This window comes from Vibrio sp. B1ASS3 (assembly GCF_905175355.1).
Classification (GTDB): domain Bacteria; phylum Pseudomonadota; class Gammaproteobacteria; order Enterobacterales; family Vibrionaceae; genus Vibrio; species Vibrio owensii.
The window spans coordinates 2,929,326-2,941,310 of the sequence record NZ_HG992742.1 but is presented as its reverse complement, the minus strand read 5'-3'; the positions used below and the strand labels follow the sequence as shown (position 1 = coordinate 2,941,310).

The following is an 11,985-nucleotide window of genomic DNA, read 5'->3' as shown; positions in this document are numbered from 1 at the left end:
GAGATGAGTTTCACTTTTATTTTTGTACGCTTTGTGCTTTTGAGGCGTAGTCTATGGCTAAATCATTTATAAAAAGTAAGGATATTTTTATGTCTGATAATTCGTTTTCTGTTGCTGCTATTTGCCAAGAGGCAGTGGGCATGGTCAGGGCAAACTTACTCGCGATTGTAATAGCGTGTATTCCTTTGATCGTGGTTCACACGATATTTATTACTCAATACCAAGGAGCCTTGGTTCAAGGATCGCAAGAACCTGACTTTTCGAACGTTGGTGCCGGCTTCTTTGTGACGACGTTCCTGCTGTATCCACTGGTCGCGGCAATGGCGGTAGTACGCATCCATCGTATCTACCTTGCACATGAGTACATGCATTCTGCTCTAGATGTGATGCGATTATCGATGCGCGAGCTGCGCTTTATTGGTTGGTGGATTTTGTTTGGTTTGTCGATGATGTTTACATTGGCGCTTCCTATATTCATCGTCACCTTTTTGTATGCGGCAGAAGGTGGAGAAGCGAGTGAGTTAACTTTCACTATCATTACCCTACTTGCCAGTATCCCAGGTCATTGGATCCTTTCGCGTTGGTCGTTAGTTTTGCCAGCGACGGCGCTAGATCGTGAACCTAGAAGCCTTGGCGACGCATGGAGACAAAGTAAGCCTTATAACAAGCAGATATTTGTCTTGATGGGGCTCATTCCTCTGATAGTTGGCGCTGTTAACCAGTTCATTTTTGCCGAGTTTAATCACATATTGGCATTTGTTGTGTCTGGCGTGATCTTCGGTATTTTTGGTGCTTACCAAATAGCACTTTTGTCTTTAAGCTACCGAACGATTCTGAACATTGAGCGCGCTAAATTCAAAGGTGTGCCTGACTCTCAAAGCGATGCTTATGAGTTTCGTGGTTAATTGAAACTCATACTTGCCCCATGATTACCGATGGTTCTTGGGGCATGCTTCCAACTTCTTTTCCTCTCCTAGTAACCCAAACTTCTTCGTGAATCGTAAATACCCATGAATAATTCGTGGCTGAAGGTGACCTTGCAAACAGCTTATACTGTTGGTTAGGAAGTCGTTTATTAAGGAACTGCTATGTCCGTTTGGGAAGGTGTGAATTTTACCCATCGATTCAGTGAACTGCCGTCGGCATTTTTTACCTATGTTACGCCGCAGCTTTTAGATAACACTCGCTGGGTGGTGTGGAATGGTGAGTTCGCGCAGCAATTTGGTTTACCAGCAATCGAAAACGAAGAGTTGTTGAATGTGTTTGCCGGACAAAAAGAATTTACGCCATTTGCTCCTCTGGCAATGAAGTACGCGGGTCATCAATTTGGTGTGTACAACCCGGACTTGGGTGACGGTCGTGGCTTGTTGCTCGCTGAAATGCAGCACCAAGATGGCACTTGGTTCGACATTCACCTCAAAGGGGTCGGTCTTACACCTTATTCTCGAATGGGCGATGGTCGAGCGGTATTGCGTTCTACGATACGCGAATATCTGTGCAGTGAAGCCATGGCAGGGCTTGGCATTCCCACTACCAGAGCGTTGGGTATGATGGACAGTGATACACCCGTTTACCGCGAGAAGATGGAATACGGCGCACTACTGATTCGTGTTGCAGAAACCCACATCCGTTTTGGTCACTTTGAGCACTTTTTCTACACCAACCAACTTGCGGAGCAAAAGCTGCTCGCTGACAAAGTGATCGAGTGGCATTTCCCTGAGTGCTCCCAAGCGGAAAAGCCATACGCAGCCATGTTTGAGTCTGTTGTGGAGAAAACCGCAGAGATGATCGCGTACTGGCAAGCTTATGGTTTTGCCCATGGCGTAATGAATACTGACAACATGTCGATTCTGGGGCAAACCTTTGATTACGGGCCGTTTGGCTTCCTCGATGACTACGATCCTAATTACATCTGCAACCACTCGGATTACCAAGGCCGTTATGCTTTTGAACAGCAGCCACGCATTGCATTGTGGAATCTCTCTGCTTTGGCGCACTCCTTGTCGCCTCTTGTACAGAGAGAAGATCTTGAGGCTGTACTAGGGAAATTTGAACTGCGTCTGAGTCAAAAATTCAGTGAACTAATGCGCGCCAAACTCGGTCTTCATACCAAAGTGGACGAAGACGGCCGCTTGTTCGAAGCCATGTTTGAGCTGTTGAACCAAAATAAAGCTGACTACACTCGCTTCTTCCGTGAGTTGTCTAACCTTGATGTTAAGTCGCCTCAATCGGTGATTGATTTGTTTATTGATCGCGAAGCGGCAAGTGCATGGGTAGACTTATATCTCGCTCGCTGTGAATTAGAAGTGGACGAGTACGGTGAGCGCGTATCAGCAGAAACTCGTTGTGAAAAGATGCGTCGAACGAATCCGAAATACATCCTACGTAACTACCTAGCTCAACTTGCCATCGATAAGGCAGAGGAAGGGGACTTCAGTGAGGTAAACCGACTGGCTGAGCTATTAAAGCGCCCGTATGATGAACAACCCGAGTTTGATGATTACGCCAAGTTGCCTCCTGAGTGGGGCAAGAAGATGGAAATCAGCTGCTCTTCCTAATGTGTCATTTTCCACCCATCTCGTTGGTTCGTGTGGGTGGATTTGACCCCTTATCTTCACCCATGATTTCTCATTGTTATTTAAGTGGTTGACTAATAAAGAATAACTAACTTGGTCTGCAACTTGCTCTTTGTTGAACATCCGTACCCATTACCCACTACCGATTTAGGTACTCATGGAAAGGATGGGATGTGATTCAACAAGGAGAATAATAATGTTTAAGCCTCTAACCCTATTGTCTGTTTCTGCTCTGGCTATCACTAGCTTTAACGCTGCCGCAAACTGTGACCCTGGTGAAACCGTGATCAAGTTCAGTCACGTAACCAACACAGATAAGCATCCAAAAGGCATTGCAGCTTCGTTACTGGAAAAGCGTGTGAACGAAGAGATGAATGGCAAAGTCTGTATGCAGGTTTTCCCTAACTCGACACTGTACGATGACAACAAGGTGCTTGAAGCGCTACTTAATGGTGATGTTCAACTCGCTGCCCCTTCTCTTTCAAAGTTTGAGAAATTCACCAAGAAGTACCGCATCTTTGACCTTCCTTTCCTATTCGAGGATGTGGCGGCTGTTGACCGTTTCCAAAACTCGGAATCAGGTGAAAAGCTTAAAAATGCAATGAAACGACGTGGTCTGCAGGGCTTGGCTTTCTGGCATAACGGTATGAAGCAAATGTCTGCCAACAAGCCATTGATGGTGCCAAGTGATGCAGAAGGATTGAAGTTCCGTGTACAAGCTTCAGACGTATTGGTTGCTCAGTTCGAACAGCTTGGCGCAAACCCACAAAAGATGTCTTTCAAAGAAGTGTACGGTGGTCTTCAAACTAAGGTTATCGATGGCCAAGAAAATACGTGGTCGAACATTTACGGTAAGAAATTCTTCGAGGTACAAGATGGCATTACCGAAACCAACCACGGCATTCTGGACTACCTCGTGGTGACATCGAACGACTTCTGGAAAAACCTGCCAGACGACCAGCGTGAACAGCTTAATACCATCATTCAAGAAGTGACGGCTCAACGTAACGCTGAGTCAACCCAAGTGAACCTAGCAAACAAGAACAACATCATCGAAGCAGGTGGTGTGGTGCGTACTCTAACGCCAGAACAACGCCAAGAGTGGGTAACTGCACTGCAACCTGTATGGAAGAAGTTCGAGAAAGACATTGGTTCAGACCTTATCGATGCAGCACTCGCATCCAACCAATAATCCGCTCGCCCAAGCTCTTTGGGTGAACAAGTAAAAATACAAAGCACTACGATTGGCCCTCATGTACTCATTCATGGGGAAGAGGGCCCTTTTCTCCCAATAATGACGTGATGTAATTATGGAACAGACTTTTTTTGCCAAGGCAGGGCGAATCACCGACGCCATTGAAGAGACGTTAATTGCGTTCTTTCTTGGCGCGATGACATTGCTGACGTTTGCCAATGTGATTTTTCGCTATGTCTTCAACGACAATATTCTTTGGGCGCTGGAACTGACGGTGTTCATGTTCGCATGGATGGTGTTGGTCGGCGCATCTTACGGTGTGAAGAAGCATTTTCACATCGGTGTCGATGTCATCATCAATATGGTGTCGGAGCCGAAACGAAAAATCCTCGCACTGCTCGCAGCCGCTGGTTGCCTAGCGTTTTCTATTCTGCTTTTGGTCGGCTCCTGGAATTACTGGTATCCGTTTGTCACCGAGCGAGCGTGGTATGAGACCGATGATATTCCGATGCCAGAGATGTTTCAGTTTCTCGCCGACTGGCTCAATGAAGGTGAGCGCTATGAGAAGCTGCCTCGGTTCATTCCTTACTTTGCTTTGCCCCTTGGTATGGCGCTACTCACTTTCCGTTTTGTGCAAATCACTTGGCAGATCGCAACAGGCAAACTGGATCGCTTGATTGCAGGCCATGAAGCAGAGGAAGAGTTAGAAGCGCTAAAAGAAGAACTTAGTGATGCCGCAGATGCGATTCCGAATGGTTCTTCATCATCAGATCGCAAGGAGCAATAAATCATGGATATTCTGTTTTTATTCTTGATGGTGATTGGCTTCATGCTGATCGGTGTGCCAATTGCTGTCTCGCTGGGCCTTTCCAGTATTCTTTTCTTACTAATGCACTCGGATGCGTCTTTGGCTTCCGTTGCCCAAACACTGTTTAACGCGTTTGCTGGCCATTACACTTTGTTAGCGATTCCTTTCTTTATTTTGGCCTCAAGCTTTATGTCTACCGGCGGTGTTGCCAAGCGCATTATCCGCTTTGCAATTGCTATTGTCGGCTGGTTCCGCGGCGGTTTAGCCATGGCATCGGTCGTGGCATGTATGATGTTTGCTGCGCTATCGGGGTCGTCTCCTGCAACGGTAGTGGCGATTGGTAGCATCGTTATCGCTGGTATGATCAAGAATGGTTACTCGAAAGAGTTTGCGGCGGGTGTTATCTGTAATGCAGGCACGCTGGGCATTTTGATCCCACCTTCGATCGTGATGGTGGTGTATGCCGCCGCAACGGATGTGTCGGTTGGGCGTATGTTCCTTGGTGGCGTCATTCCGGGCTTGCTTGCGGGTGTGATGTTGATGATCGCGATTTACATTGCCGCGAGAATCAAGAACCTGCCAAAACAACCTTTTGTCGGTTGGAAAGAAACCTTCGATGCCGCCAAAGACGCAAGCTGGGGTTTATTGCTGGTGGTTATCATCCTTGGTGGTATCTACGGCGGTATCTTCACGCCAACAGAAGCTGCTGCGGTAGCGGCGGTGTATTCATTCTTCATCGCCAACTTTGTCTACAAAGACATGGGGCCATTTGCTGACAAGCAGAATACAAAGCCTGCATTGGTTAAGATCTTCCAAACTTTTGTTCATAAAGATACCAAGCATACACTGTATGAAGCAGGCAAGCTGACCATCATGTTGCTGTTCATTATTGCTAATGCCTTGATTCTTAAACACGTGCTTACCGAAGAACACATCCCGCAAATGATCACCGAATCTATGCTATCAGCGGGGCTTGGGCCGATTACCTTCTTAATTGTGGTTAACGTGTTGCTGCTGATTGGCGGTCAGTTTATGGAACCGTCTGGCTTGCTCATCATCGTCGCGCCGTTGGTGTTCCCAATCGCGATTGCACTGGGTATTGACCCGATCCACCTTGGCATCATGATGGTGGTGAACATGGAGATAGGCATGATAACGCCACCTGTAGGGCTAAACTTGTTTGTGACCGCAGGGGTAGCGAAGATGTCGATGATGAATGTGGTGAAAGCGGCACTGCCATGGGTGGCGGTGATGTTCCTCTTCCTCATTATCGTAACGTACGTGCCTTGGGTATCCACTTGGCTGCCAACGACGTTGATGGGACCAGAAATCATCACTAAGTAACGAAATAGAAAGTAAACCTAATTCGCTGTTGATGAAAACCAAAGAGGTGTGATTAGTCACACCTCTTCGTCTATTGATTTGTAGGTTGGTCTGCGCGGGTCAGGCTTCACTCTACGCTCGTAACCATGCCACTTCTTTTTGTTCTTACGCCGGTCTTCTCCCGAACGCCTCTCTTCTTGATAATGCCCATCGATCATCACGGTATCGGTGATAACGGGGATTCTAATTTTCTCTGTCATATCCGTATGAACCATCAATCCGTTGTTACAAAAAGTATGATTCAAGTTGGATATAACGACAAACCGTAAACGACGTTTTATTTATATAGATCCTTATCTATCTGATAGCGTTGCATTTTGTCGTACAGGGTTTTTCGAGGCACATTCAATTGTTCCATGGTTTGTTTGATACTGCCGCTGTTCTCCAGTAATGCACTTTCTATCGCGGCTTTTTCAAATTCTGCCACTTGTTCAGCAAGGCTAGATGAAGATGGTGAGGTCGAGGCGGTATCTCCCAATTGGATTAATTTGCCCAGTAGGACAAACCGTTCAGCCGCATTTCGTAATTCGCGCACGTTACCCGGCCAATCATGCGCCATTAATTGAGTCAAATCTTGTGAGGAGAGGCTGGGAGAGGTTTTTCCGTAACGAGATGCGGCAACCAATAAAAAGTGATGGAACAGCGCAGGAATATCCTCTTTGCGCTGGCGCATTGGAGGTAGATCGAGCGTGACCACATTAAGGCGATAATAGAGATCCTGACGAAATGCTCCTTCCTCTGCGGCTTGTTTTAAGTCGACCTTAGTTGCGGCAATGACGCGAATATCCAACGGCAGCAATTCGTTGGAGCCGACACGCTCAATCACTCTTTCTTGAAGCACCCGTAGCAAACGGATTTGTGCCTGAATCGGCATAGATTCGATTTCATCCAAAAACAGTGTGCCGCCCTGAGCAAATTCAAACTTACCAATTCGGCGACTTTCTGCTCCAGTAAATGCACCTTTCTCGTGCCCGTACAACTCGCTCTCAATCAGATTTTCTGGTACGGCGCCGCAGTTTACGGCGACAAAGTTATGGTTGCGACGAGCGCTTTGCTCATGCAATGAACGGGCAATCAGCTCTTTACCTGTGCCCGTTTCTCCAAACAGCAATATATCCGCATCGGTATCGGCAATGTGAGTGATAGTTTCACGCAGCATTTGGATACTTGCGGTTTCGCCAATGATTCGCGGGCCAAGGGTTTTACTGGCTTTGAGTGACTGGCGCAGTTTTTCATTTTCATTGGTTAGCTTGCGCTTCTCGATTGCCCGTTTAACGGTTTCCACCAAATGTTCTGGCGCAAAAGGTTTCTCAATAAAGTCGTAAGCGCCTTGATGGAGGGCTTGCACTGCCATAGAAATATCACCATGTCCGGTGATCATGATGACGGGTAGGTGTGAATCGCGCTGAGTGAGTGTGGTCAGCAAATCCATACCAGAAATGCCCGGCAAACAGATATCGGTTACCACGACGCCAACTTCTTCGCCTTGCTGCATCGCAATTAAAGCCGATTCTGCATCCGGGAAAAACTTGGCATTGATATCCGCCAGTTCAAAGGTTTGCTCGATGGCGAGTCTGAGATCGGTTTCGTCGTCAATAAAAAACACCTGACACATGGTCTCATCCTTCTGGTTGTGCGGCGATTGGTGAAACAATAGGTAAGCAGAGTGAGAATCGAGCACCGCCTTGTTCTCGATTCTGAGCGCTTAATTTGCCGTTCATTCCGGCTAAGATTTGTTGTGAGATAGAAAGCCCCAACCCCAAGCCGTTTTGTTTGTTGGTGAGGAAAGGTTCACACAGTTCTGAAAGGGTAAAATCGCCAAGTCCTGTGCCGTTGTCATCCACATGAATCCAGACGAGTTTGGCCTCGCTGTCTTGCTCTACAGAGAGCACAACTTGTTTGTCGTCACGCTCCTTAAGCGCCTCTATCGCATTGGTGAGTAAGTTTACTAACACTTGTTCTAACTGGATGGTATTGATCTGCACTTCTACATCCTGCTCCAGCAAATTCGTATCCAAGGTTACGCGAGCTGATTTCAGTGCTGGTTTCATCAACTCTTTTACTGAAGCGATAATCGGCAATAGGTGAGTGTGTACCAATTCATTGCCACTGGTTTTCTTGGCAAAAGAACGCAACTGCTGGCTGATGTTCGCCATCCGGTCGGTAAGGGCAGAAATGCGAGTGAGGTTGTCCTCGACACGTTCGAATTTTTCTTTTTCTAGGAACAACTTACCGTTCTCAGCGAAGCTGCGAATGGCTGCTAATGGGTTGTTGAGTTCATGACTGATGCTGGCTGACATTTGTCCCAACACCGCCAGTTTCGCTGCTTGCACCAATTCATCTTGGGTTAGACGAAGGGTTTGTTCGGTTTCAATTCGTTGAGCAATCTCTGCTTGTAACTCGGCCGTTCGAGCCATCACTTGATATTCCAGCTTTTGATTGGCTTCTTGTTGAATACGTTCAAGTTGAAGGTGACGCTGTTGGCGGTGATAGATAAGTTGACCAACCAAAAACAACACAGTGAAGACAAGCGTCAAGACGAGCAAATAGCCCATCGTTATCCAAACCACGGACTGCTTTGGAGACAATACTCGAATCGTGAGTTTGAGATCTTTCAAAGGAAGAGAAGAGATCACTAAGGTGCCTTTGTTGTATGGGTAGCCTTGCTTCGCCTCTGTGTGGGTTAACCCCATGTCGCCAACAAAACCTAGAGATTCAATCGTGGTATCTAAATACTGGCGACTTGCCCAAACTTCAGCAGCTTTTGGTTCATCGAGTGGCTGTAAGCTTTTGAAAAGCCAATCACTACGACTGCTCATAAAAATAATGCCGTTTGGGTCACTCGCAACAAAGATGCTTTTCGGCTGCTGCCAATTGTCTTCTATCTTGCTTAAATCCATTTTGACTACAACGACGCCTAAAACGCCTCCTGCATACACAAGAGGATAGGAGTAGTAGTAGCCACGTTTTCCTGAGGTAGAACCCAGTGCATAGTATTCCGCTCGCTGACCAATAATCGCCTGTTTGAAGTAAGGACGGAAAGCGAAGTTGCGGCCAATAAACGAACGCTCTTTACGCCAGTTACTGGCTGCGATCGTTGTGCCCCATTTGTCGATTAAATAAGTGTCCGCCGCAGCAATAACATCATTGACGGACTCCAAGTACCGATTAGTGATTTCTCGCTGTGCGCTGTTGTTCGGATTGAGCAGCGCTTCAACTAACGGTTCGTCTTTTGAAAGCAGGTGAGGGATGTGGGCGTACTTGTCTAACTTGTTTTGAATATGGCTAGAAAAACGTTCCAATTGGGATTGGTGTTTATCGAGCAAGGACTGGTAGCTGGCATTCCAAACCCAATGTCCGCCGGCGAACGCGCAAAGGAAATAGAAGGCGAAAAAAATCAGTAGAATACGGTTTCTTTGCGACATCCTTACGCTCCTTGCTACCTTCCCTTTTACCACATAAGAAAATGTTAATGGTTTGTAGGAATGAATAGGGATTTAGTTTCCAACTCTGTGGAGTAAAACAAGAGCAAGATCTCTTTTTAGGCTTTTCAATAAAAAAAGCTGTCGATTCTCTTGAAAAAGTCGCTATTGTCCCCATTCTAGATATGCTGGCAGCGTTGAAGCGGTATTTAAATCGCATTTTTCGCTATTTTTTGAGTCGGTATTCGAGAATTTAGCGCAGACAATGTCCACATAGTGGCTATTGGCTCGACAGGGTTGCGACAGATCGCTAGAATGTCGCGTCTAAAAATTCTGTCCTGAGGCTAATAGGAGATACCTTTGGTGATGACGCCGAAGATATCACTGATTAGTCCGGTGTTGAGATTCAACATCGATACTCGATTTTAAATTAGGTGTTCGGACAGGACACTACACAAGGATGAAGCGTGAACTCACAGAGTCTCGCTCATACGCTCGGGAAGACCGGGCCACTTTAGAGGTTTATATATAATGCAAGTTACTGTTGAAACGCTAGAAGGCCTAGAGCGCCGTCTAAACATTACTGTTCCAGCTGCAAACATCGAAGACGCTGTAACAGCTGAACTACGCAACATCGCTAAAAACCGTCGTTTCGATGGTTTCCGTAAGGGTAAAGTGCCTCTAAAAATGGTTGCTAAGATGTACGGCAAAGCAGTACGTCAAGACGTTCTTGGTGAAGTTATGCAACGTCACTTCATCGAAGCGATCGTAAAAGAGAAAATCAACCCAGCTGGCGCACCAACTTTCGCTCCAGTTGAAAACAACGAAGGCGCAGATCTAGTATTCACTGCAACTTTCGAAGTTTACCCAGAAGTTGAACTAAAAGGCCTAGAAAGCATCACTGTTGAAAAACCAACAACAGAAGTTAACGATGCAGACGTAGAAGAGATGATCGAAACTCTACGTAAGCAACAAGCTACTTGGGCAGAAGTTGAAGAAGCTGCAGAAGCTGGTAAGCGCGTGAGCATCGACTTCGTTGGTTCTATCGACGGTGAAGAGTTCGAAGGCGGTAAAGCTGAGAACTTCCCACTAGAAATGGGCGCTGGTCGCATGATCCCAGGTTTCGAAGACGGTATCGAAGGTAAAACTAAAGGTATGGAATTCGAAATCGACGTAAACTTCCCAGAAGATTACCACGCTGAAAACCTAAAAGGTAAAGCAGCTAAGTTCGCAATCAAAGTGAACAAAGTTGAAGCTCGTGAACTACCAGAACTAAACGACGAGTTCGTTTCTAAGTTCGGTGTTGCTGAAGGTGGCGTTGAAGCACTTAAAGCTGAAGTTCGTAAGAACATGGAGCGCGAACTTAAGCAAGCTGTTAAGAACCGCATCAAAGAGCAAGCTATCGACGGTCTAGTTGAGCAAAACGAAATCGACGTACCAGCTGCACTTATCGACCAAGAAATCCAAGTTCTTCGTCAACAAGCTTCTCAACGCTTCGGTGGCAACCCAGAAGCAGCTGCACAGCTTCCACGTGAACTGTTCGAAGAGCAAGCTAAACGTCGCGTTGTAGTTGGTCTTCTTCTAGGTGAAGTAATCAAGTCTGAAGAGCTAAAAGCTGACGACGAGAAAGTTAAAGCGCTAATCGAAGAGATGGCAACAGCTTACGAAGATCCATCAGAAGTTATTGCTTACTACGAGCAAAACGAGCAAATGATGAACAACATGCGTAACGTTGCTCTAGAAGAGCAAGCAATCGACGCGATCATCGCTAAAGCACAGGTTACTGAGAAAGAAGTAAGCTTCAACGAGCTACTTAACCAACAACCTGCTGCTTAATAAGCAATATCTTGCGTAGAAGGTTGACTTAACGTCGACTATTCTGCTAACAATGGTCCGTATGATACACATCATCCGGGCCATTTATTTTAGGGACATAAGAATATGAGCTACCAAGAAAAAAATGCAATGTCGCCAATTATTGACGCGCTAGTGCCAATGGTGGTTGAACAAACTTCCCGCGGCGAACGCTCTTACGACATTTACTCACGCTTGCTTAAAGAGCGCGTGATCTTTTTAACCGGTCAAGTGGAAGACCACATGGCAAACCTTGTCGTGGCTCAGCTACTTTTCCTAGAATCTGAAAATCCAGATAAAGATATTTTCCTATACATCAACTCACCAGGCGGCAGCGTAACAGCAGGTATGTCTATTTACGACACCATGCAGTTCATCAAGCCAAATGTGAGCACAGTATGTATGGGTCAAGCTTGCTCAATGGGTGCGTTCCTGCTTGCAGGTGGTGCGCCGGGTAAGCGTTACGTTCTGCCTAACTCACGTGTGATGATCCACCAACCACTTGGTGGCTTCCAAGGTCAGGCTTCTGATATCCAAATCCATGCTCAGGAAATCCTGACCATCAAGCAGAAGCTAAACAACCTATTGGCAGAGCATACAGGCCAGCCTCTTGAAGTGATTGAACGCGATACTGATCGTGATAACTTCATGTCGGCAGATCAGGCTGTAGAATACGGTATTGTGGATGCAGTGTTGAGCCACCGCGGCGAGTAATTTAGCCAGCGCATTTTGGCTAAATTTGATATA

At 46.4% G+C, this 11,985-nt stretch carries 10 protein-coding genes and 1 pseudogene; 8 read left to right on the top strand and 3 right to left on the bottom strand.

The features are described from left to right. Positions 1-89 precede the first annotated feature (89 nt). The 5 genes from KJB05_RS13270 to KJB05_RS13250 all read left to right on the top strand — a co-directional run bounded on the left by KJB05_RS13270 (position 90) and on the right by KJB05_RS13250 (position 5,923). The gene (locus KJB05_RS13270; protein ID WP_061009966.1) at positions 90-905 is read left to right on the top strand and encodes a hypothetical protein; all 816 of its coding nucleotides are present in this window, start codon (positions 90-92) and stop codon (positions 903-905) included. A gap of 183 nt (positions 906-1,088) precedes the next feature. Next, entirely contained in the window at positions 1,089-2,558 is a 1,470-nt protein-coding gene (locus KJB05_RS13265; protein WP_208446099.1) for a protein adenylyltransferase SelO, read from the top strand. Between the two features lie 214 nt (positions 2,559-2,772). Beyond that, complete coding sequence (locus KJB05_RS13260; RefSeq protein WP_033005572.1) at positions 2,773-3,768, top strand: TRAP transporter substrate-binding protein; 996 nt, start codon at positions 2,773-2,775, stop codon at positions 3,766-3,768. A gap of 118 nt (positions 3,769-3,886) precedes the next feature. Next, the gene (locus KJB05_RS13255) at positions 3,887-4,558 is read left to right on the top strand and encodes a TRAP transporter small permease (RefSeq protein WP_020196009.1); all 672 of its coding nucleotides are present in this window, start codon (positions 3,887-3,889) and stop codon (positions 4,556-4,558) included. Positions 4,559-4,561: 3 nt separating this feature from the next. Continuing rightward, on the top strand, positions 4,562-5,923 hold the full coding sequence (locus KJB05_RS13250; RefSeq protein ID WP_208446098.1) for a TRAP transporter large permease: 1,362 nt from the start codon (positions 4,562-4,564) through the stop codon (positions 5,921-5,923). A gap of 56 nt (positions 5,924-5,979) precedes the next feature. Here KJB05_RS13250 and KJB05_RS28710 read toward each other — a convergent pair whose 3' ends face one another. The 3 genes from KJB05_RS28710 to KJB05_RS13240 all read right to left on the bottom strand — a co-directional run bounded on the left by KJB05_RS28710 (position 5,980) and on the right by KJB05_RS13240 (position 9,387). Next, the gene (locus KJB05_RS28710) at positions 5,980-6,162 is read right to left on the bottom strand and encodes a hypothetical protein (protein WP_020196008.1); all 183 of its coding nucleotides are present in this window, start codon (positions 6,160-6,162) and stop codon (positions 5,980-5,982) included. A gap of 77 nt (positions 6,163-6,239) precedes the next feature. Further along, positions 6,240-7,577, bottom strand: a complete 1,338-nt coding sequence (locus KJB05_RS13245) for a sigma-54 dependent transcriptional regulator (RefSeq protein WP_208446097.1) — start codon at positions 7,575-7,577, stop codon at positions 6,240-6,242. A 4-nt stretch (positions 7,578-7,581) separates the two neighbouring features. Then, entirely contained in the window at positions 7,582-9,387 is a 1,806-nt protein-coding gene (locus tag KJB05_RS13240; RefSeq protein WP_208446096.1) for an ATP-binding protein, read from the bottom strand. Between the two features lie 41 nt (positions 9,388-9,428). Between KJB05_RS13240 and KJB05_RS28955 the strand changes: the two are divergent. The 3 genes and pseudogenes from KJB05_RS28955 to clpP all read left to right on the top strand — a co-directional run bounded on the left by KJB05_RS28955 (position 9,429) and on the right by clpP (position 11,952). Further along, positions 9,429-9,641, top strand: a pseudogene (locus tag KJB05_RS28955) (hypothetical protein). A 274-nt stretch (positions 9,642-9,915) separates the two neighbouring features. Further along, on the top strand, positions 9,916-11,220 hold the full coding sequence (gene tig, locus KJB05_RS13235) for a trigger factor (protein WP_005437602.1): 1,305 nt from the start codon (positions 9,916-9,918) through the stop codon (positions 11,218-11,220). Between the two features lie 105 nt (positions 11,221-11,325). After that, a complete protein-coding gene (clpP, locus tag KJB05_RS13230) occupies positions 11,326-11,952 on the top strand; it encodes an ATP-dependent Clp endopeptidase proteolytic subunit ClpP (protein WP_005430931.1) in 627 nt (208 codons plus the stop codon). The last annotated feature ends 33 nt before the right edge of the window (positions 11,953-11,985 follow it).